This is a genomic window from Nonomuraea sp. B10E15, assembly GCF_039871615.1.
Lineage (GTDB): Bacteria > Actinomycetota > Actinomycetes > Streptosporangiales > Streptosporangiaceae > Nonomuraea.
On sequence record NZ_JBDPMB010000026.1, the window covers coordinates 24,976 to 51,575 of the forward strand.

Here is a 26,600-nt window from a genome sequence, read left to right on the forward strand (position 1 = left end):
CGTCTCCTTGCTGCTCAAACGGTGGCGGGGGCGGACTCTTGGGCCGGTCCGGGGGAGGCGACACGGGTCCGCAGGCCGAAGGCCATGACTGCCGCGCCGAGCAGCGCCGCCACCAGCGGGACCACCAGCGCGGTCCGCAGCGCGTCCAGACCGGTTCCGGCGGAGACGCTGACCGCGGTGACGGCCGACAGCCCGAGCGCCATGCCGAACTGCATGGCCGTGTAGAGCAGACCGCCCGCCAGACCGTGCTCCTCCTCCTCGACGCCCTCGGTCGCGGCCATGGTCAGCGGGCCGTACGCCAGCGCGAAAGCCAGACCGAGCAGGAGCAACGCCGGGAGCATGGCGGTGTAGGCCCAGTCCATGCCGACGGGCAGAAACAGCGCGTACGCGACCGCCGCGAGCACGATGCCGCCGAACAGGACTCGCGCGTTTCCGAAGCGGTTGACCAGGCGTGGCGTCAGCGTGGGCGCGAGCACCGTGTCGATCCCGATCACCAGCATGGCCAGGCCGGTCTGCATCGTGCTCCAGCCGCGCACCTCCTGGAAGTACAGGGTGGCCAGGAACTGGAAGCCGGCGAACGCCACCAGGAACAGCAGAGCCGCCAGGTTGACGCGCACGAGCGACGCCTTGCGCAGGATCCCCAGCCGCACCAGCGGTGACGACGATCGCCGTTCGATCGCGACGAACAGCCCGAGCAGCGCCAGCCCTGCGACGAACGTCGCAACCGTCAGGAGAGGCCCGTCACCGGGGTGCTCCAGCCGGACCACGCCGTACACCAGGAGCAACATGGCCCCGGTGATGGACAGCGACCCCGCCAGGTCGAAGCTGCCCCGAGCCCGCTTGCCGCCGGTGTCGCGCAGCAGGGCCAGCGCCGCCACCAGGATCAGCGCGGACAGGATGACCGGCGCGAAGAACACCCACCGCCAGCCGAACGAGGTGAGCACGCCGCCGGCGACCAGCCCGAGCGAGAACCCGCCCGCCGCCGTCCCCGCGTACACGCCCAGCGCCTTGGTGCGTAGGCGGCCCTCGGGGAAGTTGGAGGTGATCAGCGCCAGCCCGGCCGGCGCCATGAACGCGGCTGCCACCCCCGTGACGAACCGCGCGGCCAGCAACATCCAGCCTTCGGTGGCGAACCCGCCGAGCCCGGAGAAGAGCAGGAAGACGCTCAGCCACACCACGAACATCCGCCGGTGTCCCAGCAGGTCGGCGGCGCGGCCGCCCAGCAACATGAACCCGCCGTAGCCGAGCACGTAGGCGCTGACCACGCCGCTGAGCATCCCGGTGGACAACCCCAGGTCGGCGCGGATCGACGGCAGCGCCACGTTCAGCATCGCCACGTCGATCCCCTCCAGGAAGATCGCGGCGCACAACACCAGCAACACGCCCCACGCACGCGCTGTCATGCGTGCGGGCCCGCTGACGGAATCCGACATCGGAGCCCAACCTCTCTGCATCGGAGAACCGATCCGCAGACGGTTCCCCAATGCCCTCTTGGTTCCTTCTTGTAAGTGACAGCATCGTCAGGCACTATCGATGAGCATGGAAGACGGCACTTTCAAGTCCCTCGGTTACTGCGGTGATACCGGCATCGACGAGGACGTTCTCCAGTGGGACCAGCGCGCGGAGTGTGAGGTGCGGCATATTCTCGACCGCATCGCCGACAAGTGGTCGCTTCTGATCATCGCGCTGCTCGACAAGCGGAGCCTGCGCTTCAGCGAGCTGAGCCGCGCGATCGATGGGGTCAGCCAGCGCATGCTGACCCGTACGCTGCGGCATCTGGAACGCGACGGGCTGGTGAGCCGGACCGTGCATCCCACCGTCCCGCCACGTGTGGACTACGAGCTGACCCCGATGGGCGCGACCCTGCACAGCACCATCAGCGCCCTCGTCATCTGGACCGAGGAGCACCAGAACGCCATCGCGGCCGCTCGCGCCGCCTACGACAGGAAAGTGGTGGCCGAACGGGAGACCGCGGAACGCCTGGAGGCCGAACGCCAGGCCGTCGCCCACGTGGCCCTGTCAGGCAGGGGCTGACCACCACCACGCCCCGCGCGGCGGCGCGCTGGTCCCGCTTGTTGCCGTCCCAGGGATGGCGGTCTCCTCTCCCGTCTCGGCACCAGCCGCGTTCTTGTCCCGATGGTCAGCGGATCCAGACCGAGGCGTACACGCCGTCCTCGACATTCACCTGCACCGGGCGCAGACCACGCGCCACCAGGCTGTCGAACCTGCGCTGGTAGGCGGAGCCGGAGGTGTCGATGTGGTGGTACCAGGGCCGGACACCGTCCTTGCGGTAGATCGCGGCGAACCGCGCCCCTCCCGGGCCCACCGCGACCGCCGTCGGGCGAAACCCCTCGGCGGTGCGCTCGTCGAAGAACTTCCTGTGCCCGGCGGACGACTTTCCGTACGAGTAGTACCACCCGCCTCCCTGGCTCTGCCGCCAGACCGCGACGTACCGGGGGTCCGACGGCGTACCGTACATATCAATCGAGACCGGTACGTACCCATCCGCGTGGGCCTTCCGGTTGTGGGCGGCGAACTCTGCCCCGGTGAGCCCCATGCGGGAGAAGAACCGTTCGGAGCGCTTCTCCCACAGTGCGGCGAACGTCGCACGGCCGGCCGGACCCGTCGCGGACACCGATATCGGCTGGTACCCCTGCGCGAGGTAGTCGTCGAACCGCGCCTTGAAGCCCGCTTCGGACATCCCGCTCCGCGAGACCCAGGCTCCGCCTCCGCCCTTGATCCAGACAGCCGCGTATCTCGGCCCTTCCGAGACGCTCACCGTGATCGGCCGGTAACCCCGGCTGCGCAGGCTCTCGAAATGGGCTTGGTGCGCGCTCTGGCTCGCGCCGGAATATGCGCGGAAGGCCACCCCCGTGGCGGCGTGTGCCGGCGCCGCGACACCGCAACTCCCCATGGCGACCGCAACCACTGCCGCGAACATCCTCTTCACTCGTGTGCCTCCTCAGACGGCTGACTTGCCCAGTACGGCTCATCCTTGTCACGCTTTGATTGATCACCACCGATCAGATGTTTGATCAACGAGGCAGGGCGAATGGGCAGGCCAGAGCGGAAACTCGATCCTGACAGCGGGTTGGTCGAACACTTCGCACATGACTTACGCCAGCTGCGCGTCGCGGCAGGGCAGCCGACCTACCGGATCATGGGCTCGCGGGTCGGTTGCTCACCGAGCAAGCTCTCAGAAGCCGCGAAAGGGCTCCGGCTGCCCAGCCTGGCGGCGACCCTCGATTACGTACGCGCCTGCGGCGTGACGGACACGGCCGAGTGGGAGCAGCGCTGGCACGAACTCGACGGCCAGATCCAGCAGCATGCCCCGACCGCCGGCCAACCCGTGCCCAGCGATCCAGCCGTGGCGGACGAAGCCCATGGCCAGGAGCCGAGGCCACGCGCTCTCTGGAAGGTCGCGGCGGTCGTCGGCACGGCGCTGGCACTCGTCACGGCCGGCGGGGCGTTCATCTGGGCCTCGGGCGATGCCGTACCAGACATACCCACGCGGTGCCGCACGCCCCTCGTGACGGCGCGCGTGCCGGTGTCGATGCAACCGTGTGTCGCGGTGACCGACGGCGCCGTGGTCGCATCCCTCGACCTGCGAACGGTCCGCGCGGTCGACGGCGCGGTCGCCTACATCTGGCTGCACAACGTCAAATCCCGCGCACCGCTGGCGAAAACCCTCCGTACGTGCGAACTCGGTGTCTTGGCAGCAGGTCAGGCGCTTACCTGCGGACCGTTCTCACACGAGGTGCCGCCTGGACGCTACACCACCGCGGTCGCGGTGGAGCCGGGCCCGCGGCAGAGCGAACCTCCGCACTGGCGCCGCGGCGCCACCGGAACGCAGAGCCAGCAGGTCAACACCGAGCCCTGAAACCGCCACGCGGAGCCATCACGGCTGTGGCGAGGTCACGGGGGCGCAGGGAACCGCCGGTGCCGCAGAAGACGGTGAGACCGGTGGAGGGCCGGGCTACGGGGCGACAGGCGCTCGAGCCCCAGGCACGCGAGCAGATCATCCGTGTCGAGCACGGCGGGGTGACGCTGTTCGGGCTGGCCACGTCCGAGACGTGAGCTAGTTGCAGCGCTATGGTTATTGCGAGGACTATGCAAGTAGGAACTTTGGAGGATAGACGTCATGGGTCAGTACACCCTTCCGGACATGCCCTACGACTACGCGGCCCTGGAGCCCGCGATCACCGGCGAGATTCTTGAGCTGCACCACGCCAAGCACCACGCCGCCTACGTCAAGGGCGCCAACGACACCCTGGACCGGTTGTCGGAGGCCAGGGACAAGGGCGAGTTCGGCGGCCTGGTCGGCCTGGAGAAGACGTACGCCTTCAACCTGTCCGGCCACGTCCTGCACACGATCTTCTGGCAGAACCTGTCCCCCGACGGCGGCGACCGCCCCGACGGCGAGCTGGGCGACGCGATCACCGAGCACTTCGGCTCCTTCGACGCGTTCAAGAAGCAGCTCACCACCGCCACCGCCACCGTCCAGGGCTCCGGCTGGGGCGTGCTGGCCTGGGAGCCGCTCGGCCGCCGCCTGGTCGTCGAGCAGGTCTACGACCACCACGGCAACGTCGGCATGAACACCACCCCGCTGCTGGTGTTCGACGCCTGGGAGCACGCCTACTACCTGCAGTACCGCAACGTGCGCCCCGACTACGTCGAGAAGCTGTGGGGCCTGATCAACTGGAACGACGTCATCGCCCGCTACGACGCCGCCCGCGGCGCCTAGCCCCGATGCCGGCGACGCCCGCCTGGCCCGAGCTTGGTCCGCGGGGCCAGGCGGGCGCCGCCACCTCACAGATCCGGATCGTCCCGGCGATCGAGGTGGACGGCTTGCTGGCCGCCGTGGCAGAGCTCTCAGGCGGTCGGTTCGGCACGGCACGGCAACCTACGCCCGTTCGCCCTGCGCGTCGTCTCGGGCGCGACCTCCATCCAGGAAGATGGCGATGATCGTCGAGCTGGCGTCTTCCACTCCGATCGGCGGCGAGGGCCCCTACAAGGAGTTCAAGCAGAGCGTGGCCAGGATGATCGAGCGGGCCCACCGGCGATCGCGGCTGGGACGCCTTCATGCGCCGGATGGTGCCGTTCTCCGTGGACTGACCCGTTCGAGCTCTGCCCCACCTGGCTGCTCCGTCCCCCGGCCACCTCCTCATACCGGCCCCGATGTCCAGGCGGCGACGGGAGCGCCTGGACGCGGGGAAGAGGGAGGCGGTAGGCGGGGGACGTCAATAACGGCGCCTGCCACTCGGCCCTCGCGGTGCGCTCGTCGGCTGGGTTTGCGGATGGTGGCGGTCTCAGTCGTCGCCGCGAACGGCGGTGGGAGCGAGGCGGGTGACCAAACCATGCAGGACGCAGTCCAGCCCGGTGTCGAAGTCGTCGTCGCGGATGCCGCCCGGGTTCTGGCTGCGCTGGGCGGCGTACAGTTCTCGCAGCCGCGGGTATTCCTTGACGGCTTGTTCGGCGGCCGGCCACAGGCGGTCAGCCCACGCCTGCTCGCTTTGACCAGTGCGGGCGAGCGTGCTCAGCCACGCGGCCTCGCTGGTCGAGATCCCGATGACGTAGGCCACAACGGTGTTCAGGGCCTGGTCTGCCGCTTCGAGTGAGAAGCCCGCCTCCTCGAACACCGCGAGCATGGCCTCGGTCAGCCGCAGCATGTTCGGCCCCAGGTAGGCCAGGCCTGCCTCCCCGAGCACGGAGACGATCCAGGAGTGGCGCAGAAGCGTTGAGCGCATGCTGCGGGCGCAACCGGTGATGGCCGCCCGCCAGCCCGCCGCGTCGCCTGTGCTCGGCACCTGGACCTCGCCGTAGACCTCGTCCACGACGAGTTCGATCAGCTCGTTCTTGTTGGTCACATGGGTGTACATCGAGGTGGCCCCGGCGTTCAGGAGGGCACCGAGCTTACGCATGCTCAGGGCGTCGATGCCCTCGGTGTCCAGCAACTGAAGCGCCGCGGACACGATCTGCTCCCGGCTCAGCGCCGGCTGCTCCCGCCGTTGCCGCCGCACACGAGTCCACACCGATGGGAACACCTGCTTGTCGGCTGGCATGCGCTCTCTCCTCGTGTCTCATGACCACCCTCTCCGCACAGTGTACGGCTTTACGACCAGCGTTCGAGCACCGTACAGTGTGCGGTGAGCAGAACGATGTGCGGAAAGAAAGTCTTCGGAGGGACCTCTTCATGTCTTCACCACGATTCGATGGTGACCGTTGGCAGGCCAGGCTCGATGAGCTGCGCGACGCCCACCACGTGCCGGGAGCTTCCCTGGCCGTGCTGACCGGTGGAAACATTCACGAACTGGCCAGCGGCGTGTTACACCGGGGCACAGGGGTGGAAGTGACGACCGACTCGGTGTTCCTGGCCGGCTCGCTGGCCAAGGCCTACACCGCCACGCTGGTGATGCGGCTGGTCGACTCCGGCGCCCTGGACCTGGACGCGCCGGTCGTCAGCGTGCTGCCGGAGTTCGCCACCCCCGATCCACGGGCCACCAAGACGATCACCATCCGGCAGCTGCTGTCGCACACCGGCGGGGTAACCAACGACTTCAACTACGACAGCGGGCGTGGTGACGACTGCCTGGCCAAGTACGTCCAGGCGGCCAGGCAGGTGGCACTGGACTGCCCGCCAGGAACGGCGATCTCCTACGGCGGCCTCGGCTACGTCGTACTGGGCCGCGTCATCGAGGTACTGACCGGCAAGACCTGGGATCAGGCGCTCAAAGACCTGCTCTTCACCCCGCTCGGGCTGGAGCACTCGCTAACGCTGCCTGAGGAGGCGCTGCGCTTCCGGGTGGCGATGGGCCACCAGGGCGCACCCGGACAGGACCCCGAGCCGGCACCGCACTGGGACGTGATGCCGCGCTCGGCTGGGCCGTACGGCAGGGTCATCGTCTCGGCCGGCGATGTCGCCCGGTTCGCCAAGATGCACCTGGACGGCGGCCTCGCCGCCGACGGCACCCGTGTCCTGTCCGCCGACACCGTCGCCGCGATGCAGCGCCGCGAGGTCGACAGCCCGGACAAGTGGTCGATGTCGGCCGACGGCTGGGGCCTGGGGTGGACACTGCACGACTGGAACGGCATTCCTGGCTACGGCCACGACGGCAGCGCCGTCACCCAGCACTCCTACCTGCGTGTCATCCCGCACGCGGGCGTGGCCGTCGTCCTGCTGGCCAACGGCGGTGACGTCAGCCGGCTGTACGTCGACCTGGTCGCCGACCTGCTGGACGAGCTGGCCGGGGTGCGCATGCCGCCTCCCTTCGCTCCGGCGGCGACCCCGCCCAAGGTGGACATGACGGAGTTGGTGGGCGCCTACAGGCGCGAGGGCGTCCTCACCACCATCACCCAAGAAGACGACGGAGCCGCACGCATCCGGTATGAGTTCGTGGACGGCATGAAGGGCTTCTCCACACCTCTGGAGGCGAACCTGACGCCGGTGTCGCAGACGGTGTTCGCCGCCTCCGGCGGGCCTTTCGGCGAAGCCTACATCCCGGTGGTGTTCTCCACCCTGACCAACGGCACTCCCTGCGTGTACGTCAGCATGCGCTGCACGCCCAAGATCGCCTGACGTCGACCGCCCCAGCATCGCCCACACCTACGGGACCTCCAGCGGGGTGGATCCGTCGCCGGTCGACCCCGGCCTGCTGGGCGAGCACAACATCGTGGTGGGGGGTTACTGGCTCGGCGCCCACCTGCGCCTGCCCGGCAGCACCGCCGCCGAGGCGCTGGCACACCTGGTGGCCCGCCGTACCGTCGGCAAGGTCATCCTGCGCCCGTGACAGCCGGGACCCGCTGGTCATCCTGGACCGCCCTCGCCTCGGCCGCAGCGCAAGGGGGAGTTGACAGCGCAGCGGCAAGAGCCGGCGGCTCAGGAGCGATGGAGCAGCCGGCGGAGCGCACTGCTCAGCGCCGGCAACTACCTGGGGACCGCCGGGTTCTCCCTCACCTGCGGATGACCATGGTCGTCACGCTCACGGTCCGCACCACGAGATCTGCGGCGCCGGTCGGCCGCTCATGATCGTGACGATGGCGGACGGGTGGGTGAGGTGGGGGTGATGGCCGGCGGTGGGGACGGTCGTGACGGCGGCCTGGCCCGGATCGCCGATCAGCGGGTCCAGCTGCCCGGCGACGAGGTGGAGCGGGACGGATACCGCGGTGGTTTCCCTGAGGAGGGCTTGGAGCGCGGCGCGTTCGGCGGGTCGGTTCGCGGCCCGAAGCCACGTGGCCGTGCGGCGGGCGACGCGGGGTCTGCGCAGCTGGGCGGCGGCGCTTTGGATCGCGGTGCGAGCCGCGCTGGAGGCGGTATCACTGCCCGAGCCGAGGAGCGAGGACGTGAGTCGCTCGGCGGATGCCTTCTTGAGGAGCGGCGTGGCAAGTAGCGGCGTGCGGAACATCGCTGAAGCCGGCTTCTGGAGGAAGTAGGGAGAGATGAGCAGCAGACCCGCGACCCGGTCGGGGTGGGCGGCGGCGTATCGGAGCGCCGGTGCCGCGGCCGCCGAATGGGCGACGATGACGGGCCGGGTGCGTACGGGGGCGAGCAGATCGGTGAGCCACTCCAGCGGGGTCGACTCCGTGGGGGCCGAACGGCCCAAGCCAGGCAGGTCGGCGACGAGGGCGGACGCGTCGAGCCCGTTGAGCACGGGCCGCCAGGACTCACCATCGAGGGGGATGCCGTGCAGGAGGACGAAGCCGGGCGAAGTACGGTCACCAGCGACATACGTGCGGGATCCACTGACGTCGTGAAAGCCGCCTGGAAGCACGGCCGCGGCTGACCCGAATTCGTCCGCTACCAGGCGGTCGGCCCAGCGGCGCAGCGCGGTCTGTACGGGAGGCCGGCGGAGTCCCGCGGCTTCGGCGACCTTGTCGGCCGAGGTCGTGTCGTAGCGGTCCTCGGTCAGAAAGGTCAGGGTCTCGGGGTTGGCTCCGGTGAGTGCGGTCGGCAGGCGGCGGATCAGGCTCACGGGTATGAGGGTTCTCGGCGCACGCACGCCGAGGTGGCCGGCGAGTAGCCGGAGCATGTCGGGCAGGTCCGGGGTGTTCTCGTCGAGGACCCAGTGCAGGCCTCCCGGCTCCGGGTCGTGCTCGGGGATCGAGGCCATGAACTTCGCGAAATGGTCCACGGCCACCACGGGCACGAAGGTGCGCGCGGTCCCCGGCACGACGGGCAGCTTGCCCTGCCACAGATCGCGGACCAGCTCGGCCAGACCGATGTACTGATCGGCCTCTCCCGTCAGCGAGTGGCCGATCACGCTGCTCGGATTGACCACGGTCAGCGGGGTCCCCAGCTGCGCGGCGACGACCCGTACTGCCGCGTCTCCCTCGATCTTGGAACCTTCATACGCTCCCTTGTCGCGATAGAGCTCCACCAACTCGGCTTCCGGCAGCGGATAACGCGGCCGCGGATCGAGCCCCACCCGGTAACCCGTCACATGGACGAGCCTGCGCAGGTCGGGCCGGGTGGCGGCCCAGCGCAGCACGTTGACTGCGCCCTCTACGTTGACCGCCCTGGCTTCCTCACGCCGGAGCCCGAACCGGTAAATGGCCGCGGTGTTGAACACATCTCGTACGCCTGAGAGTCGCTCGTCGTCCGTGTGGCTCAGCCCAACGCCCGGCCCGCTTGTGAGGTCACCGCCCAGGACCGTGAGCCGCTCGGTCGACATCCCGTGATCCATGAGCCAGCCAGGCAGCTTGTTCCCGGCGGGGTCGCGGACCACTGCGGCGACCTTGCGGCCCCGCTCGAGCAGATGCAGCACTGTCCATTTGCCGAGGAAGCCGGTCGCACCGAATACCAGGGTGTCCGGTGCTGTAGTCATCTTCTGCATCAAGTGTCCTATCTAGACCAATCTACATATTTTATGGTCACAGAGCAGTGCTCTGGCTTGCCGAGAAGCCGCTCTGGCAAAAATAGACCGATCTACATAAATTGTCCATAGCCCTTTCGACAGTGACGATCCGGGGGTACGAGCCATGCCTGTCTCTGCGGCCACGCGGGTGCAGCGCCAACCACGGCCTGCGGTCACGGTGCGTCGATCGGGTTCACGCCGAATCGACCGGAGAGCTTCACAGCCCGCTCAAGCTGGGCAAAGGCACCCTGTGGCGATGTCCCCTGTATCCCACCGTCATCGGCGGCTACTGACCGGGTTCAGGGGGCGCGCGTACCGCCGACGTAGGTCACGGGTTGCGAGGAACATCAGCACAGCCCAAACCGTGCAGTACCCGCCGAAAACCGCACCACCCCGATCACCGATCAGAGCGGTGCTCAGCATCCCCACCCCCCAGACGGCCGTCAAGACCGTACATATCCAGTGCAAGGTCAGCACCACCCTGTACGGCCAGCGTCCCTCGAACCGGACCCGCCCGGCCAGCAGAATCGCCACGATCAGCAGCCCAGATCCGGCATTGGCCCACTGAGCCAACGCCACCTCCCCCGGCCCGTAATCCAGATAACTGTCCGGCGAGACACGCGGTCCACCGGTAACGCCGAGTCGCCCGTCGAGGGCGTACCCGATCTTCGACGCCACGTACAAACCCGTCCAGGTCATCGCTGCATACGTGATCCTCATGACACCGAGGGTGCCCGCGATGCCTAGCAGCCTGACTCCCCCAAGGGAGGGGTTCCCGGTCCGGTCCTCCCCCACGAGAGCGAGCCATTCACCTGGCGAACGCCGATCCCGGCATCGTGAGCCATGGAACGCCGCGTTCCCCCGGCCGGCGTCCGCCGAGCAGACCAGCCGGCCTGGCTCTCCGATCGGCCAGCATGCCGGCGAACGGCCCTGCCACCACGAGGGGCAACGTCAGCGCCGAGACCGTGAAGGCCCGGCAGCGGTCGCGGACGGGAAGGCGGTTCGCCGGAGGGGAAACGCCCGGCGAACTACTCTGCCCTCGTCGCCTCGGGGCCGGGGGGCGGGACGGCCCGGCGGAAGAGGGCAAGAAACCCCACCGCCGCCTCCACGTCGCCGTCGACACGGAGGTCACCGCCGACCACCGCTTCTTCGGGAGAACGCACCCCTCTGAGCAGCGAGGCGAACGTGGCCGCGTCGGTATCGAGGGTGATGTCGGGGTGTTCTACCCCGCCACGGGCGATGGCGATCTCGCCGCCGGCGGCTGTGACGCGAAACTCGTCCCCGCCAAGCCGTACCGTTGCTCTGATCTCGACATCGCCGACCGGCCCGGGATCGAACAACGCTTTCAACGACAGGATGAGCGAGTCGACGCCGATCGGGGCGTCGAGCGGCAGCGAGGAAGAACCTCCTGCCCAACGCCCCAGCCCGGTCACCACCGGCTCGAGCCCCATGCCCCACTCGGTCAGTTCGTAGACGGGAACGCCCGCCGGCGGGGGGAGCCGGCGGTGGCGGACGACACCGCTTTCCTGGAGCTGGCGGAGCCGCTGGGACAGCACATCCGGGCTGGCGCCGGGCAGCCCGGCTCTCAGGTGAGTGAATCGCTTGGGGCCGAGCAGCAACTCGCGCACGATCAGCAGGGCCCAGCGCTCGCCGACCAGGTCGAGCCCGTGCGCAACCGCGCACCCGTCATCGTATTTGCGCCTCCCTACCATGCCGTCGATCCTACCGCGCCGATTCAACAGTCCACGCGATCAGTTGTTTTTTCCAATCATCTAGTTCTATTGTTCAACCACAGACTTCCCGACAGCGGGAGGCACTCAACCGGGAAAGGTGGCCACCGTGCCCCTGATCTTCATCGAAGGCCCACAAGGAATCCGGCCCGACGCCAAGCGCGAGCTGATGCGGCAGGTCACCGAGGCGCTCTCCGACACGTATCACGTTCCTGACGTGCGGATCTTCGTGCGCGAGCACCCTGGCGTGAACGTCGCCCAGGACGGTCTCTCGGAGGCCGAGGACATCCGGCCGGTCTGTTTCCTGGAGGTGCCGGAACTCCGTGATCTCGACGCGAGGAGGGTACTGGTCAAGCGGATCCAGGACTCAGTGGCTGAGGCCTATCAGGGCATCGCCAACACGGACGAGCTCCTCGTCATGATCAACCACTACCCGCTGGAGAACGTGGGATTCCACGGCCGCCTCCAGTCCGACGACCCCCAGATCGTCGGACTGATGGAGCAGTTGAACCGTTGAGAACGGACGGCGGGACCGGTCGACCGGTCCCGCCGTACCGTCCGACGGCGAGCGCTCCTCCATGTACGAGGGCCGGCAGATCGTCACGCACGCGAGCAGGCGTTCGTGCACCTCCGGGGCTTTGCCTTCCTTGCGGCGGGTGGCCCTGCGGATACCGTCGAAGGCCATCAGGAGCAGGAGCACGCCGCGGCGCCACGACCTCCTGTCGCCCGACGCGCTCACACCCGGAAGCCACACCATCGAGGTGACGATCACACTGCAGACCGCACGGCCGGGCGGCGCCGCGGACGTCACGATGTCCATCGACGGCACCCCCGCAGGAGCGAAGCATCTGCCCGAGCAGATCCCGCAGAGGTGCGGCACCGAATGCATGGATGTCGGCATGGACTGCGTCTCACCCGTCTGCGACGACTACGCCGGCAAGGCCCGTTCCCCTTCACCGGCAAGATTCACGAGGTCACCTTCGACTTCCCGGACGTCACCCCGCCGAAGGGGCACGAACGGCTCGAACTCGCCACCCGGATGGACTGACCGCCATCATGCGATCGGGGTCATACGGCGGCGATGTCCAGTTGCTTGTTTCTCATGTCGGAGCCGTTCAAGATCTTGCCTATTGCCGGGCCGATGACAGGAGCGTGCGTGAGGCGCAGCATCGCGGCCCGGATGATCTGTTCCCTGCGGTCGTGGGGCGTGAAGAGCCTGCGCATGGTCAGCGCGCTGTCCTGCTCTGCTTGGATGAACGGCCGCATCCTGGCCTCCCACGCCCGCAGCGCGCTGGGCAGGTCGTCAGGGTGCCGTCGCAGCATGGTGCCCAGCAGTTCGCCCCCGGCCATGGCGCTGGAGGCGCCCATGCCCGCGTACAAGGTCACGCACCAGGCGGCGTCGCCGACCAGGGCGACGCGGCCGCGGTGCCAGCGGGGCATCCTGACCTGCTGCACGGAGTCGAACAGGAAGTCCGGGGCCTGCTCGAACCGGGTGAACAAGGTCTCCAGGAGGCGTCCGGTGGCCTCGGGGCCGAAGGCGGCGCGGAGCGACTCGATCGGCGGGCGGGCGAACTCGGCGTCGATGTCGCCGGTGCGGTAGGAGAACAGCAGGCTCGGCGGGTGGTTGTCGTAGGGGAAGGTCCATGCCGAGCGTCCAGGCTCGGCCAGGATCAGGCCCTCGTGCTGCGTGAAGCCCTCGATCGGCCTGTCGAGCAGGGTGACGGCGATCATGTAGTTGAGCGGGTGCAGGTACTCCTGCGGTCCGAAGGCCAGGCTCCGCACGGTGGAGCGCAGGCCGTCGGCGCCCACCACCAGGTCGAAGCGCTCGGTGACGACGGCGCCTGAGGCGGTGTCGTGCAACGTGACCTCGGCGGCCGTGTCGTCCTGGGTGATGCGGGTGGGCACGGTGGAGTAACGGATCTCCACGTCGCCCGGCAACGCGGAGAACAGCCCCTGCTCGATGTCGCCGCGCAGCAGTTGCAGGGGTCTGCCCGGCAGGGTTGACGGGTTCATGCCCGGGGTTCGGCGTCCCGCCCGATTCACCTCGTACGCGGTGAGCAAAGGGCTGCCGCGGTCACCAATGGCCTCCAGCACACCCAAACGGCGAGCGGAGGCCACGCCGGTGCCGAACAGCATGACGAAGTACCCTCCCGAGCGGCGCACAGGCGCCCGCTCGATCAGCACCGGCTCCCAGCCGATCTGCCGTAGCCGGAGCGCGGTCGCGATTCCCGCGATCCCGAGCCCGACCACCAATGCGCGGCGGCCACTATCTCGCATGACGGCTCCCTTCCACAAACTGCTTCTTCAGGTCGGTCCCGGCGCGCAGCCGCGGACCGCTCGGCGTTCATCAGGGCGTGGGCGCCCATCACCCCCGCCCGCGCGGGAAGGGGTGATGGGCCGACAGATCAGAGGGCCGGCGTCGCGTGGGCCTGCGCCGAGAGGTCGAGCCAGTCGGCCCAGGTCTTGAGCCGGTCGGCGTAGACCTGCTGGAGCATCGAGAGGTTCTGGGTGCCGAAGAACACCCGCAGGGGCGGGTCGGGGAGGTCGGCGAGCTTGAGTATGGCCTGGCCGGCGGCGGTCGGGTCGCCGAAGTCGATCGTCTGGGCGTACGCGGCTTGGGCCTGGCGGGCGGCGTCATAGTGCGGGCTGGGCGAGGCTTTGACCGCGATGGTGGGCGCGCCGGTGGCGTAACTGCCGGGCTCCACGATGGTCACCTTGATGTCGAAGCCGGCGACTTCCTGGGCGAGGCTCTCACTCAGGCCTTCCAGAGCCCACTTGGACGCGCAGTATCCGCCGCCGAGGGGGAAGGCGGCGACGCCGGCGGTGGAGGAGATCTGAATGATGTGCCCGGAACCCTGCTCGCGCAGGTGAGGCAGCGCTGCCTGGACGACCCGCAGTGGGCCGAACAGGTTGGTCTCCATCAGGGTGCGCAGGTGTTGCTCGGTCACCTCCTCGACCGCGCCGAACAGGGCGTAGCCGGCGTTGTTGACGATCACATCCAGGCGGCCGAAATGTTCCTTGGCCCGCGTCACGCTCTCGCGGACGGCGGCCGTGTCGGTCACGTCCATATCCAGCGCGAGCACCAGGTCGCCGTAGGCGGTGACCAGGTCATCGAGGCTTTGAAGGTTGCGGGCGGTGGCTGCCACCCGGTCGCCGCGGGTCAGGGCGGCCTCGACGAAGCTGCGGCCAAAACCGCGCGAAGATCCGGTGACGAACCAAACCTTGCTCATGATCTCCTTCTTTCTGCTAGAGGATGCGAAGCGGCGTAGGCGGCCTGCTGCGGCCGGAGACTAAGATCTGGCCGTCGGCGGTGACCGGCTCGGTGGCGACCAGGCCGTCCAGGGCCAGGCCGTGTTTCCGGACCGGCTGGGGCGCGGCACGAAGACCGGGCTGCCCGACGTCACCGCCGTGCAGGCGGCCAAGGCCTGATCGGGCGCGCTGGATGTGATGATGTCGCCGCCAAAGCCACGCTCCGGAGATTTCCGAGGCGGTGCTCATGGTGTTCCTTTCGTTACGCCGGCTGGCCGGGCCGGTAGCCGCCGCCGGGCGCGTTTCTCTGGATGTGTTCGTGCTGGACGTGGCGACGTGCACCACACGACCGCGTGCCATGCGTTGTCAGGTCCTCCGCGTTCCGAGAGCACGTCTTTCCTGAGACGAGACAGCCGGGCCGTTCCGTGACATCGGAAAGACGCGGCAGGGCGGGGCCGGCCAACTGGAGGGCGGCCGGGTCGGGGGCGGCCGGACGGGGTGATGTCACAGAACTGACGAGCTATTTCGTCTCCCGGCGGAAGGCAGGCGTCGGGGCTGGGAGGGTGAGGGGTTTGTTGTGCGGGTGTTCGTGGCCGGTGGGCCAGGGTGTTGGGGCGGCGGCTGGTGCCGAAGCCTCGAACAGCCAGTGGCCGGCCCGGCCGCTGGCCGGGAAGACGGCGGTGTCCTGGCGGCAGGGCTTCAAGGAGGAGCTGGTATGACCCGGACGGAGGAGTTCGAACAGTGGCGGCCGCTGCTGTTCTCCATCGCCTACCGGATCCTGGGCAGCGTGAGTGAGGCCGAGGACGCAGTTCAGGAGACCTGGCTACGCTACGAGGCCTGCGCGACCCGGCCCGCGTCGGTCAAGTCGTTCCTCTCGGCCATGGTGTCTCGCATCGCGATCGACGTGCTGCGCTCGGCACGCATGCGGCGGGAGGAATATGCCGGGCAGTGGTTTCCTGAGCCGCTGCTGGCCGACCCCTACGAGGACCCGGAGCGGTCGGCGGAGCTCGCCGACACGGTCTCGATGGCGGCCCTGCTGCTGCTGGAGCGGCTCAGCCCGCTCGAACGCGCGGTCTTCGTGCTGCGGGAGGTGTTCGGGTTCCGCTTCGGTGAGGTCGCCGCGGCGATTGGGCGCTCTGAGGCGGCCTGCCGCCAGCTTGCCGTACGAGCGCGCCGCCACATGGACGCCGGACGTGCCCGGTTCGAGGCCGATCGCCGCGAGCGGGACGAACTCGCCGCCCGCTTCTTCGACGCCTTCCGCGAAGGTGACGTCGACGGGCTGCGCGAGCTGCTGTCCGCCGACGTGCAGATGGCCGGGGACAGCGGCGGCAAGGCCCCGCTGTGGGGAGACGGAGTCTTCGGCGCCGAGAGCGTGGCCCGGATGCTGGCCGGGTTCGTCGCGCCGTTCATCCGGATCGGCGGTGTCGTGGAACCACATGAGATGAACGGCCAGCCAGGCGCGATCTTCCGCGACCAGGACGGCAAGATCGTCAACACGCTGACGCTCGACATCCTGGACGGGCAGATCCAGACCATTCGCGCCGTGATCAACCCCGACAAGCTGCGGCATCTGGGCCCGGTGGCGGACGCCTGGGCGGTCGTCCGCGAGACCAACCGGGTCCGCCGGCTCGAAGACTGACGCCCGCCCTGCAACAGGCAACGCGCGGACGCCTCCAGCTCCTGGCCAACACCACGACATCGACCTCGGATCAGGAAAGAAGGAAGGACCCTGGTCATGCGCATCGCAGTCTTCGGCGCCAACGGCCCCACCGGCCGTCTCCTCACCGGCCAGGCACTCGCCGCCGGACACCATGTCGCGGCGATCACCCGGCAGCCGGACTCGTTTCCCCTGCACCATGAACGGCTCGACGTCATCAGTGCCGACGTGCACGATCCACAGGCCGTCGACGCCGCCGTGGCGGAGCGAGACGCGGTGCTGTCGACGCTCGGCGTGCCCGCTGGAAAGGAACCCATCACCACCTATTCACGCGGCGTGGCCAATATTGTCGCCGCGATGGAACGGCACCGCGTGCGCCGGCTTGGCGTGGTGAGTTCGAGCGGGGTCGACCCGCACCCGTACTCCGAGGGCGGGTTCCTGTTCAATCGGGTGGTGCTGCCCTACGTGACGCGCGTGCTGGGCAAGTCGTTGTACGACGACATGCGGAGAATGGAATCGCTTCTTCGCGCCGACGATCTCGATTGGACGATTCTCCGTCCAAGCGGGCTCTTTCACCTGCCGTCGGTCACCGACTACACCGTTGTCGAGGGCCACGCCGACGGCAGGTTCACAGCACGTGTGGACCTGGCCGCGAGCATGCTGGCCCTCTTGGACGACGACCGCTACGTCCGCACCACTCTCAGCGTCATCACCACAGCCGACAACCCCACTTTGCTCCAGTGGATGCGCCGCGAGGCACTCACCAGAAGCTGACCCGATCTCCGTACGCCGTCTCCGGTTCGGGACGTTCTGGGGGTCTTCACCATTCGTCCGATATCGTGCCAACGCAGCAAGCGCAGGGACCGGCTGGTGCACGGGCACTAAGCGCTCTGGGTGACGTACGCCGCCGCGGCGATCTCGCCCAGTGCCTGCCCGGTCACCTTGGACATCTCCCTGGCCGCTTCCGCCGACCCGGTCCGGATGCCCACGAAGGCGGCGAAGGTCAGCCGCCGCCCGCCGGGCAGTTCGACGTACCCGGCCAGGGCCTGGCGGTTCATCCACGTGCCGTCCTCCGTCCCCAGGCTGGTGCCGGTCTTGGCGTGGACGTGACCCGCCGCCGGCGAGTCGGGCTGGACGTCCTTCAGGGTCCCGTCGCGGCCGAGGATCGGCAGCGCGTCGCGGTAGTGCCGGAAGTGGGGTTGCCGTGCCATGTAGGCCAGGAACTCCACGAAGTATCGCGGCGTGTAGCGGTTCTGCTCCGACCCTGGGGGCGACGAGTCGAACCCGGCCCTTTCGAGCAGCTCCCGCCGTACCCGCTGCCCGGCCGCCTTGGGATCGTCCGGATCTCCCCCGGCGACGGCCCCGACCAGGTAGGGGAACACCTCCGTGTGCAGGTTGCTGCTGACCTTGAGCATCGGCTTGAGCTGGTCGGGCAGCGCCGGGGAGAGATGTTCGGCGACCAGCCGCCGCCGGGTGCCGGACCCGGTCGTGGCGGCGGAGTCGACGCGCACCCCCTTTTCGCGCAGCGCCCGCGCGAAAAGTGCCTGGGCGAAGGCCGCCGGTTCCGGGACGAAGTAGGCGCGGAACAGGCCGGGACTGTCGTCGGTGATGTCGCCGGTCAGGCTCACCGTACGCGTGCCATCGGGGTGGCGTACGTCGTCGGCGAACGTCAGCGGACGCGCCGAAGCCGCTTCGGAGGCGGCGATCGTCCGTACCTTGTTGACGATGCGGACGTATTCCGACTGCGGCGAGATCTCCAGAACGGCGGGTGCCCCGGGACGGCGGCCCGGTTCGACGGTGACGTCCACGAGGTTGTCGTTGACCATGACGGGTGAGATGGTGGCCGTCACGTTGTTGGCCAGGCCCTCGGTGCCTTCGCGATAGAGCGAGACATCCACGAGTACGCGCCCCTCGACCCGCCTGATGCCTGCCGCCACCTGGGTCGCGAGCGAGCGAAGCTCTCGCAGGGGGTCGCCGCCGATCGGTCCGGCGCCGGGAGTGGTGTGGTACGTGTGGTCCGGGTCGGGCAGCGCCAGGCTTCCGTCCGCGCGCAGACGTCCCGACAGCAGCAGGTCGCCGCCCGCCACGAGCACCAGGTCGCCGTGGAGCACGCCACCGCGTACCGGCCCGGTCCGGTGGACGCGAGTCGCGAAGCGCCGATCGTGCCCCAGCGCCAGGAACGCCGTGCCCCCGACGAACACCTTCGACGACGACCCGGCGACGAACGGCTCGCCGGTGTTGAGCTCGTAGATCGACTCCCCGGTGTCCGGGGCGTAGAACTGCGCGCCCCAGTGAGCACCATCGAACGCGGGCCGCGCCATGATCTCCTCGATCCTGCGGGCCAACTCGGCGTCCTGCCAGGTCTGGGCTCCACGCGGGGTCGCGGTGACGGCCCCGGCCAGCGGGACGGCGCCCAGCAGGCCGAGCACGGACCGCCGCGCCGGCCGCCAGATCTCTGGATGGGTCGGATTCGTGTCCACCAGCTTGTCCTCGTTCGTCGGGAATCTCGGTCTGGAGGGCCACTCGGGGCCTTCGACGAGGCATTGAACGCGGAGGCCTGTTTCCTGGCTGTTTCGCCCCGGGGTGGCCGTGATGGTGGAAACGCCGAGGAAACAGCCGATCTGCCACAAAGGACGGCGTACTCCTCAGCGTGTGCGTGCCCATCGAGGAAGGACCGTGAAGTGAACCGAAGGACGGCGGCCGGGCTGGCATGCACGATCCTGGCCCTGAGCATCAGCGCTCCGGCCCCCGCAACCGCTACCGCCCGGCCGGAGATCGGCGACGTACGGCAGGCGATGCGGGCCCTGGCCAAGACGCCGGGGGTGGTGGGGGCCATCGGGGAGGCGTACTACGGCGGCAGGCGCATCGGCGGGGGCACGGCCGGGTCGCGCCTGATCGACGGCGCGGGCGGCAAGATCCCCACCGGCGCCCGCTACCGCGCCTGGTCCCTGACCAAGCAGCTCACGGCCACCGTGCTGCTGCAACTGGTCGAGGAGGGCAGGCTCGGGGTGGACGACAGGCTGAGCGAGGTCCTGCCGGTCGTGGCCGGACAGGATCTGGTCGAGCGGGCCGACGAGATCACCGTACGGCAGATGCTCCAGCACACGTCCGGCATCCCCGACTACACCGGGCATCCGGAGCTGAGGCCCTTCGACGATCTCACCACCCGTCACTCGCCGCTCGACCTGGCGAAGATGTCCCGCGAGCGGCCCAGGCAGCAAGAGCCGGGTGAGCGGTTCAGCTACTCCAACACCAACTACATCCTGCTCGGGGCCGTCATCGAGCGGCTGACCGGCCGTACGCTCGCGGAGGAGTTCCAGCGGCGGCTGTTCAAACCCCTCGGCATGACCCGCACCTACCTGCCCGTGACTCCGGACCAGGGCATCGAGGGGCCGCACGGGCACGGCTACTATCCGGGGCCGGGCGGCACGGTGCGCGACGTGGACCGGATGAACACGAGCAGTTTGTGGGCGGCCGGCGGGCTGGTCTCCACCTCGCGCGACCTGACCACGTTCTACGGTGCGCTCGCCCGGGACCGGCTGTTGCCCGCCCGGCTCCGGAAGGAAATGACGTACCCGGTGGAGGAGCAGCCGGTGTGCGGCGGCTCGGTGACCTCGTACCGGGGCTCCGGACCCGGCGGGCTGGCCCTGACCTTCACCTCGGCGGACGGCCGCCTGCAGTTCGCGCTGTCAGCGACCACCAGCATCGCCGAGCAGGGCCGGGTCCGCCCAGCCCTCCAGAAAGCCGCCGAAGCCGTGCTCTGCCCTGGCACGTGACCGCCAGCAGTAGGCGTGCGGACACGCCGGAGAACGGACACAAGCGCAGACGCAGGCACGAGCACAGGAGCACAGACATGACCATGGGTACAGACGCAGGCGCGAGTACGGGCATGGTGCGGTCGAGAGCCACGGTGATGGCGGCGGTGACGTGCACGCTGATGCTGGCCACCACCGCCACCGCCACCGCCGGTGTCACGGCGGTCGACGTCGTGGGAGCCGGTGTCGCAGTAGCCCCCGCCGCGGGGGTCGGTGCGGTCGGCTCGACGGGCGCCGACCGGGGTGTGCCTCCCTGCGCCGAAGTCTCCGGCCAGCCACCCTCCGGCGGGACCCCGCCGGGGGTGACAGCGAAACCCAGCACGACCCCTTCGGCGACCGCCACCCGGACGAAGGCCGCGGAATCGACGGCCACGGCTACGGGTATCACGACTGTCGAGCAGGCGTACTCCTGTGTCCTCGACCACTACTACGCACGCGACCGGCTCGACCACCGTGATCTCCTCGCCGCCGCCTTCGGCGGGATGACCGTCGAGCTCGCCCGGCTCGGTCTCGACCGTCCCGATGCCGTGATGCCGCCGCTGCGGGGTGACAGGGCCGCCGACTGGGACGCCTTCGCCGCCACGTACGAGCGCGTCACCGCCGCCCTGTCCGGCGGCGCGTCGCGGCGGGAGGCGCTGGCCGCGGCTGCCGTCAAGGCGATGGTCGCAGGTCTGCACGACAACCACGTCCGCTGGGCCCGCTCCGCTCCCCCGTCGAGCGGGCCCCGCTCCACCCCCGAGCCGGGCGAGCGCGGCCGGACCCCCTCACCCGGCGACCGCCGCCAGGCATCGCCCCCGACCGGCTCCCGCCGGACGCCGGACCCGGGTGAGCCACAACAGAGGTACGGGCTGGGGATCGCCACCTCCTACACCCCTTACCACGCCTCCCATGCTCCCCATCGGGCTCAAGCACCGCTGCACATCACCGCGGTGACGGGCGGGCCGGCCGCCGAGCGGGGGCTGCGGGCCGGTGACATCATCGAGGCCGTCAACGGCGCGCCGCTGTTCGCCGGAGGGGTGCTGTCCACCGGCGCGCTCTCCATGCTCTTCCCGACCTCCGCCGACGCGGATCCCGTACGCCTGACCCTGCGGCGCCCCGCCACCGGCCGCACGTGGGCCGTCACTCTGAAGCCCGAGCGGTTCACCTCGACGGTTCGGAACGTGACGGCCACCCTGCTCGGCGGTGACGTCGCCGCCGTCCGCGCGGGCGCTTTCATGCCTGGCACGGCCGATGAGGTGCGAGCGGCCATCTCCGAGCTGGGCCGACGCGCCGAACGGGGGCAACGTGCCGCACCTGGCGAGCGGGCCGGATCGGGCAAGGCGACCTCAGGCAAACGCGGCCGCCTGCGTGGTGTCGTACTGGATCTGCGCGGCAACACCGGTGGCTCGCCGGACGAGGTCGCGCGCCTGCTCGGTGCCCTCGCCCACGGCAAGGTGACCGGCTACACCTGTGACCCAGGCGGCGCCTGCGACCCGCACCGCACCGACGACACCGTGCCCCTCCTGAACCTGCCCGTGGCCCTGCTCACCGATGGCATCTGTGCCTCCGCCTGCGACCATTTCACCGGCGCGGTCAAGCGTCACAGGCTCGGGCCGGTGATCGGCACGCGTACGTCGGGGATGGTGTCGGGGGTCGCCTACCCGTACGCCCTAAACGACGGCAGCACGCTGATCCTGCCCACGCAGTACGGGCTCGGCCCCAACCGTGAGATCGTCAACGGCATCGGCGTCCCTCCCGACCACTTCGTCCCCCGAACCGCCGAAGACCTGTCCGCCGGCCGCGACCCGGCCATGACCAAGGCACTCACCCTGCTCCGCGAACCCTCATGACGGCCGGCGATCCGCGATGCGACCCGCCGGGCCTTCAGCCACAGTGCGGTCGTGACCAGGCAGGGCATGGGCCAGGGGCGATCCCGCAGGCGCCGGCAGCACACCCTGATCGTTGAGCGGCGCGACCAGCGGCGCGGTGAACCCGGGGCAGCGATTCAAGGGCTGCTGACCACCACCGTCAGGCCACCAGGCCGCGGCGGTAGGTCCGTCGCGGAGGTTGAGCTCCGGCCCGGTCCTGACCGGTTCAGGCTCGGGCCGGCCTCCACACGGTGCCGCGGCGATCGTGCCCGATCCACTCCTCGATGGTGACCGCCAGGCGCGGCTCGCCGAGCTCGCGCTCGATGAGGTAGAGCGCGAGGTCGATGCCCGCCAGCCAGCCGCTGCTGCTGGTGACGATGTTCCCGTCGTCGACGAGGCGGGCCTCGATCACCTGCGCGCCCCAGCTGGCCAGCAGCTCGTGCCCGGGACGGTGGGTCGTCGCCGGGCGGCCCTTGAGCAGGCCGGCGGCCCCTATGTAAAGGGATCCGGCATCGGAGCCCGCCAGGATCAGCCGATCACCGCCCCGGCGTCTGGCGTCGGCGATGTGCCGCGGAATCGGCCCGTCGACGTCGTTCTCGATCCAGCCACCGCCGATGACCAGCACATCCGCACGCTCCGGGGTCCACTCCACCAATCCGGCGTAACGGGTGCCGTAGCATCCCGTGACCTCGGTGGCGCCGTCGGCGGTGACCAGCACGGATTCGACGTCCGCACCGAGCAGCCTGGCCCGGCAGAACACGTCGTGGGGCAGCAGGGTGTCCATGTCGGCCACACCCTCGAACATCATCACCTCGACTCGCACGCCGCCACACTAGGCGTCGGGTGGCGAGAACGGTGAGTGACTGTAAAGCCATGTTTCGCTAGATTCGCGCCATGACCCGTGTCGCTGTGCTCGCCACCGAGGGCGTGGTCGGGTTCGAGCTCACCATTCCCTGTCAGGTCTTCGGCTCAGCCGTCGACCCGCAGTCAGGCGCCCCCCTGTACGAGACCTTGGTCTGCGGCCGCCCCATGGAGATGACGGCCACGGCCGCCGGGAAGGACGCCTTCCGCCTCGTCCCGCCCCATGATCTGGACGCGGTCCGCTCCGCCGACACCGTCATCGTCCCCGCCAGCCAGAGGGCGACGCCGAGCGAGCCGGAGCTGGACGCGATCCGCGACGCGCACGCGGCAGGCGCGCGGATCGTGTCCATCTGCACCGGGGTCTACTTCCTCGCCTGGGCCGGTCTGCTCGACGGCCGGCGGGTGTGCACCCATTGGGCACACGCCTCGGACCTGGCACGCAGGTTCCCGCGGATCCTGGTCGAGGACAGGCTCTACGTCGACGACGGCGACATCGTGACCTCCGCCGGCATCAGCGCCGGGATCGACATGTGTCTGCACCTCCTTCAGCGTGATCACGGCGCGGCCGTCGCCGCCTCCGCCGCGCGCCGGATGGTCCTCGCGCCCCACCGCGCGGGCACCCAGGTCCAGTTCGTCGAGACGCCGCTGCCCTCCGACGGCAACCGCCTCGACGACACCATGGCGTGGATGCGCCGGCACCTCGCCGAACCCTTGACCCTGAAGGACATCGCCGCGCATGTCGGGGTCAGTACGCGGTCCCTGACCCGCCATTTCCGGCAGCAGACCGCCACCACGCCGATCCAGTGGCTCATCCGGATGCGGTTGGCCGCGGCTCAGGAACTGCTTGAGGAGACCCGGATGGGTGTCCATGACATCGCCACCGCCACCGGCTTCGGCAACGCGGCCTCCCTTCGCCAGCATTTCACCCGCGCTCTCGGGACCACGCCGACCGCCTACCGCAGATCCGCACGGCCCAGCCCCAAGTAGCGTCGCCGAGCTCGCCGACGGGGTGGCGCGAGCGCGCCCCGACGGCGACGGTCCGCACACACGCCCCCGACGTGCGCCGCGACGACCTGGCGCACGCGGTCCGCGTGGTGGCGGCGGGCGAGTCGCTGCTCGCGCCGGCCGTGACCAGGCGGCTGATCTCCGAGTTCACCTCGCGGCCCGCGGCCAGGGGGATGAGGACCCTGGACGTGCTGACCGCGAGGGAACGCCAGACGCTCTGCCGCCGTTTCTGCTGGTCACGACCTGGCTGACCACCGCCGACTCCGATCTGATCCCATCCTTTGCCGCCAGCGCCGTCCGCTCCGGCTGACCGCCAAAGTGCCGCGAACCACGGCGTCACCCGCCCGCAACTCGCACGCCGTGTCGGGCCCCGGGTCATGGCTGGCTGAGGACGCGGCGCAGGGCGGTGGTGGCGGCGGCGAATTCGGTGTCGTTCAAAAGCGTGCGGCCCCATTGGAGCAGTGGCCGTCGCGCCTGCTGGATGCGGGTCACCATCTCGTGCCCGTGCGGGGTCAGCGTGAGCTCGACGTGGCGGCGGTCGTGCGCGGACGGATGGCGGTGGACGAGCCCGGCGTTGTGGAGGCGGTCCACGAGCCGGCTGGGGTTACCGGTCTCGGCGATGAGGCGGGACCCGAGCTCGCCGAGGGTGAGAGGCTGGCCGTCGGCGAGGATGAGGATCGCCTCGGCCTGGACCACCGTGATGCCCAGCGGCCGCAGGGCCTCGCTGAAGCGTCGGTTGATCTCTCGGTGTACGGCCTTGACCGCCAGTACGAACTCCAGCACCTGGTCCACGGAACGGCATCTTACTTGAATCGATGACATGACATAGATATCGTGCGTCATATCGTTAGATGACATGACGCACATCTCGGAGAGCGATATGCGCAGCACCGTCCCGTCGCGGACACCGACGTTTCACTTAGAAGCCGTCCGGGCCCTGTGGTCAAGCCCGTTCGACGGAGCCGACTCCGGCGAGGTCGTCTCGGCGGTCTCCCGGGTGCGCCCCGGCGACTTCGAGTCCTGGCACCGGCAATGGGACCACCTGGCCACAACCACGTGGGGCCGCGCCGAACGCCTGAACGACCCGGTCTCGCGAGGCAAGGCCCTGCTGCGGGCGAGCAACTACATGCGCACCGCCGAGTTCTACCTCGCGTCCGGCGACCCTCGTCGCGTGGACTGCGCCAGCCGTTCCCGGACGTGGTTCGACGCCGGACTCGCCCACGAGGTCATCTTCGACTGGCTCTCCACCGTCAAGGAGACCGGCCGATGAGCGAGCCGATCAAGCACGGCCGGATGGTGGTGCGGCGCTTCGGCGACGCGGAGACGCTGGAACGGGCCGAGGCGGTCACGCCTGCCCCCGCGCCGGGCCAGGCCAGGATCAGGGTGCTGGCCGCAGGTGTCGGCTACACCGACGTGATGGCGCGCAAGGGCGAGTACCTCTTCCAGAGGGGACGTCCGTTCAGCCCGGGGTACGAGCTGGTGGGCGAGGTCGTGGACCACCACGTCGACGCGCCGCCGCCCTGGCTGGTGCCCGGAACCCGGGTCGCCGCCTGCCTGACCGGGATGGGCGCCTACACGGAATATGCGAACCTGCCCGTACGGATGCTGGCCCCCGTACCGGATGGCCTGGACACCCTGGTGGCCTCCGCCCTTCCGCTGGACTACCTGACAGCGCTGAGCCTCCTGGACCGGCATGGCCGGGCCCGCCCGGGCGACACCGTCCTCATCCACGGCGCGACCGGCGGCGTGGGCGACGCGCTCTGCCAGCTCGGCGCGCACCGGCGCCTGGCCATGTACGGCACCGCCTCCGAGCGCAGCCTGCACCTGCTGGGCGACTACGACATCGTCCCCATCGACTACCGCCGCCAGGACGTCACCCAGGTCGTACGCGCCCGGCACCCCGAGGGCGTCCACATCGTCTACGACCACCTCGGCGGTACCGCCCTGCGCGCCGGCCACCGCCTTCTGGCCCCGGGCGGCGTGCTGGTCAGCTACGCGTTCATGGGCCGGCCCGGACACGTGCTGGCCGACACCGTCCGCGGTGCGCTGCGCAACCGCATGCTGAACCTCGTACCGGGCCGGCGTACGGCCGTCTGCTCGCTGCCCCGGGAGATCGCCGCGGACCCGCCGCGGCACCAGTCGCTGCTGACCCACCTGTTCGAGTTGGCGCTCGCGCGGGGCATCCGGCCACGGATCGGCGCGTGCTTCCCGCTCGCCCAGGCCGCTGAGGCACATCGGACACTCGAACGACGGGACGTCCACGGGAAGATCATCCTCACCATGTTCTGACCCCGGTTGCCACGGCTGTTCGTGGCGTTCAAACGAACAGAAACGTGCAAGGCCGAACACCCCTTCGCCTCCACCGGGCACGGGCGCCGAAGGACGCGATTCACTATTCGATTCTCGGTGTTCGAGAATCCCGCAACCAGGCACACGGGGATGTGCTCGAAGCCTTCCGCGGTTACCATCGCCTTCTCTCGACCATGACCCCGGAATCGTGATTGAGAACTCGCAGGTGAATCACTGGGTCGCCGAAGCCGGCCGTCCCCGGCGACCCAGTGGTCCCACAGATTCGGCAGCGCAGC

At 69.5% G+C, this 26,600-nt stretch carries 26 protein-coding genes; 15 read left to right on the forward strand and 11 right to left on the reverse strand.

The features are described 5' to 3' along the window. Positions 1 to 14: 14 nt before the first annotated feature. Positions 15 to 1,433 carry an MFS transporter gene (locus tag ABGB14_RS42540; protein ID WP_347649565.1) on the reverse strand — a complete coding sequence of 473 codons (1,419 nt, stop codon included), beginning with the start codon at positions 1,431 to 1,433 and terminating at the stop codon, positions 15 to 17. A gap of 106 nt (positions 1,434 to 1,539) precedes the next feature. Here ABGB14_RS42540 and ABGB14_RS42545 point away from each other — a divergent pair, with 106 nt between their 5' ends. After that, positions 1,540 to 2,034: a helix-turn-helix domain-containing protein gene (locus ABGB14_RS42545; RefSeq protein ID WP_347649566.1), complete on the forward strand. Its 495-nt coding sequence runs from the start codon at positions 1,540 to 1,542 to the stop codon at positions 2,032 to 2,034. Between the two features lie 106 nt (positions 2,035 to 2,140). Here ABGB14_RS42545 and ABGB14_RS42550 read toward each other — a convergent pair whose 3' ends face one another. After that, a complete protein-coding gene (locus tag ABGB14_RS42550) occupies positions 2,141 to 2,941 on the reverse strand; it encodes a hypothetical protein (protein ID WP_347649662.1) in 801 nt (266 codons plus the stop codon). Between the two features lie 90 nt (positions 2,942 to 3,031). On the opposite strand from ABGB14_RS42550, the gene ABGB14_RS42555 reads away from it, so the two are divergent. The 3 genes from ABGB14_RS42555 to ABGB14_RS42565 all read left to right on the forward strand — a co-directional run bounded on the left by ABGB14_RS42555 (position 3,032) and on the right by ABGB14_RS42565 (position 4,744). Next, positions 3,032 to 3,880 carry a helix-turn-helix transcriptional regulator gene (locus ABGB14_RS42555; protein ID WP_347649567.1) on the forward strand — a complete coding sequence of 283 codons (849 nt, stop codon included), beginning with the start codon at positions 3,032 to 3,034 and terminating at the stop codon, positions 3,878 to 3,880. 59 nt (positions 3,881 to 3,939) lie between these two features. Beyond that, entirely contained in the window at positions 3,940 to 4,077 is a 138-nt protein-coding gene (locus ABGB14_RS42560; protein ID WP_347649568.1) for a hypothetical protein, read from the forward strand. 64 nt (positions 4,078 to 4,141) lie between these two features. After that, complete coding sequence (locus ABGB14_RS42565; protein WP_347649569.1) at positions 4,142 to 4,744, forward strand: superoxide dismutase; 603 nt, start codon at positions 4,142 to 4,144, stop codon at positions 4,742 to 4,744. A gap of 565 nt (positions 4,745 to 5,309) precedes the next feature. On the opposite strand, the gene ABGB14_RS42570 is transcribed toward ABGB14_RS42565, so the two are convergent. Continuing rightward, entirely contained in the window at positions 5,310 to 6,062 is a 753-nt protein-coding gene (locus ABGB14_RS42570; protein WP_347649570.1) for a TetR/AcrR family transcriptional regulator C-terminal domain-containing protein, read from the reverse strand. A gap of 131 nt (positions 6,063 to 6,193) precedes the next feature. Here ABGB14_RS42570 and ABGB14_RS42575 point away from each other — a divergent pair, with 131 nt between their 5' ends. Together ABGB14_RS42575 and ABGB14_RS42580 are read left to right on the forward strand one after the other, a co-directional pair. After that, positions 6,194 to 7,576: a serine hydrolase domain-containing protein gene (locus ABGB14_RS42575; RefSeq protein WP_347649571.1), complete on the forward strand. Its 1,383-nt coding sequence runs from the start codon at positions 6,194 to 6,196 to the stop codon at positions 7,574 to 7,576. A gap of 46 nt (positions 7,577 to 7,622) precedes the next feature. Then, complete coding sequence (locus ABGB14_RS42580; protein WP_347649572.1) at positions 7,623 to 7,787, forward strand: hypothetical protein; 165 nt, start codon at positions 7,623 to 7,625, stop codon at positions 7,785 to 7,787. A gap of 192 nt (positions 7,788 to 7,979) precedes the next feature. On the opposite strand, the gene ABGB14_RS42585 is transcribed toward ABGB14_RS42580, so the two are convergent. From ABGB14_RS42585 to ABGB14_RS42595, 3 genes are all read right to left on the reverse strand, one after another. After that, the gene (locus ABGB14_RS42585) at positions 7,980 to 9,821 is read right to left on the reverse strand and encodes an alpha/beta fold hydrolase (RefSeq protein WP_347649573.1); all 1,842 of its coding nucleotides are present in this window, start codon (positions 9,819 to 9,821) and stop codon (positions 7,980 to 7,982) included. Positions 9,822 to 10,127: 306 nt separating this feature from the next. Then, positions 10,128 to 10,571: a hypothetical protein gene (locus tag ABGB14_RS42590; protein ID WP_347649574.1), complete on the reverse strand. Its 444-nt coding sequence runs from the start codon at positions 10,569 to 10,571 to the stop codon at positions 10,128 to 10,130. Between the two features lie 308 nt (positions 10,572 to 10,879). Next, the gene (locus ABGB14_RS42595; RefSeq protein ID WP_347649575.1) at positions 10,880 to 11,563 is read right to left on the reverse strand and encodes a winged helix-turn-helix transcriptional regulator; all 684 of its coding nucleotides are present in this window, start codon (positions 11,561 to 11,563) and stop codon (positions 10,880 to 10,882) included. A 127-nt stretch (positions 11,564 to 11,690) separates the two neighbouring features. Between ABGB14_RS42595 and ABGB14_RS42600 the strand changes: the two genes are divergently transcribed. Beyond that, complete coding sequence (locus ABGB14_RS42600) at positions 11,691 to 12,098, forward strand: tautomerase family protein (protein ID WP_347649576.1); 408 nt, start codon at positions 11,691 to 11,693, stop codon at positions 12,096 to 12,098. A gap of 551 nt (positions 12,099 to 12,649) precedes the next feature. Here ABGB14_RS42600 and ABGB14_RS42605 read toward each other — a convergent pair. After that, positions 12,650 to 13,858, reverse strand: a complete 1,209-nt coding sequence (locus ABGB14_RS42605) for an FAD-dependent monooxygenase (protein WP_347649577.1) — start codon at positions 13,856 to 13,858, stop codon at positions 12,650 to 12,652. A gap of 128 nt (positions 13,859 to 13,986) precedes the next feature. Next, positions 13,987 to 14,811, reverse strand: a complete 825-nt coding sequence (locus tag ABGB14_RS42610; protein WP_347649578.1) for an SDR family NAD(P)-dependent oxidoreductase — start codon at positions 14,809 to 14,811, stop codon at positions 13,987 to 13,989. A 734-nt stretch (positions 14,812 to 15,545) separates the two neighbouring features. On the opposite strand from ABGB14_RS42610, the gene ABGB14_RS42615 reads away from it, so the two are divergent. Then, the gene (locus ABGB14_RS42615; protein WP_347649579.1) at positions 15,546 to 16,469 is read left to right on the forward strand and encodes an RNA polymerase sigma-70 factor; all 924 of its coding nucleotides are present in this window, start codon (positions 15,546 to 15,548) and stop codon (positions 16,467 to 16,469) included. A 96-nt stretch (positions 16,470 to 16,565) separates the two neighbouring features. After that, positions 16,566 to 17,261 (forward strand): NAD(P)H-binding protein, encoded by a 696-nt coding sequence (locus ABGB14_RS42620; protein ID WP_347649580.1) that lies wholly within the window; start codon positions 16,566 to 16,568, stop codon positions 17,259 to 17,261. Positions 17,262 to 17,368: 107 nt separating this feature from the next. Here the strand turns inward: ABGB14_RS42620 and dacB are convergent, their stop codons facing one another. Further along, on the reverse strand, positions 17,369 to 18,967 hold the full coding sequence (gene dacB / locus ABGB14_RS42625) for a D-alanyl-D-alanine carboxypeptidase/D-alanyl-D-alanine-endopeptidase (RefSeq protein ID WP_347649581.1): 1,599 nt from the start codon (positions 18,965 to 18,967) through the stop codon (positions 17,369 to 17,371). A 201-nt stretch (positions 18,968 to 19,168) separates the two neighbouring features. On the opposite strand from dacB, the gene ABGB14_RS42630 reads away from it, so the two are divergent. Further along, complete coding sequence (locus tag ABGB14_RS42630) at positions 19,169 to 20,263, forward strand: serine hydrolase domain-containing protein (RefSeq protein ID WP_347649582.1); 1,095 nt, start codon at positions 19,169 to 19,171, stop codon at positions 20,261 to 20,263. A gap of 77 nt (positions 20,264 to 20,340) precedes the next feature. Then, positions 20,341 to 22,131, forward strand: coding sequence for a S41 family peptidase (locus ABGB14_RS42635; protein WP_347649583.1), 1,791 nt, complete (start codon positions 20,341 to 20,343; stop codon positions 22,129 to 22,131). Positions 22,132 to 22,375: 244 nt separating this feature from the next. On the opposite strand, the gene ABGB14_RS42640 is transcribed toward ABGB14_RS42635, so the two are convergent. After that, positions 22,376 to 22,972, reverse strand: coding sequence for a DJ-1/PfpI family protein (locus ABGB14_RS42640; protein WP_347649584.1), 597 nt, complete (start codon positions 22,970 to 22,972; stop codon positions 22,376 to 22,378). Between the two features lie 71 nt (positions 22,973 to 23,043). On the opposite strand from ABGB14_RS42640, the gene ABGB14_RS42645 reads away from it, so the two are divergent. Continuing rightward, positions 23,044 to 23,997: a helix-turn-helix domain-containing protein gene (locus ABGB14_RS42645; RefSeq protein ID WP_347649585.1), complete on the forward strand. Its 954-nt coding sequence runs from the start codon at positions 23,044 to 23,046 to the stop codon at positions 23,995 to 23,997. Between the two features lie 71 nt (positions 23,998 to 24,068). After that, complete coding sequence (locus tag ABGB14_RS42650) at positions 24,069 to 24,266, forward strand: hypothetical protein (protein WP_347649586.1); 198 nt, start codon at positions 24,069 to 24,071, stop codon at positions 24,264 to 24,266. A 124-nt stretch (positions 24,267 to 24,390) separates the two neighbouring features. On the opposite strand, the gene ABGB14_RS42655 is transcribed toward ABGB14_RS42650, so the two are convergent. Then, positions 24,391 to 24,807 (reverse strand): MarR family transcriptional regulator, encoded by a 417-nt coding sequence (locus tag ABGB14_RS42655; protein ID WP_347649587.1) that lies wholly within the window; start codon positions 24,805 to 24,807, stop codon positions 24,391 to 24,393. Positions 24,808 to 24,871: 64 nt separating this feature from the next. On the opposite strand from ABGB14_RS42655, the gene ABGB14_RS42660 reads away from it, so the two are divergent. Next, positions 24,872 to 25,285: a hypothetical protein gene (locus tag ABGB14_RS42660; protein WP_347649588.1), complete on the forward strand. Its 414-nt coding sequence runs from the start codon at positions 24,872 to 24,874 to the stop codon at positions 25,283 to 25,285. Then, positions 25,282 to 26,304: a zinc-binding dehydrogenase gene (locus tag ABGB14_RS42665; protein ID WP_347649589.1), complete on the forward strand. Its 1,023-nt coding sequence runs from the start codon at positions 25,282 to 25,284 to the stop codon at positions 26,302 to 26,304. The genes ABGB14_RS42660 and ABGB14_RS42665 overlap by 4 nt, the downstream gene beginning before the upstream one ends. Positions 26,305 to 26,600 lie beyond the last annotated feature (296 nt).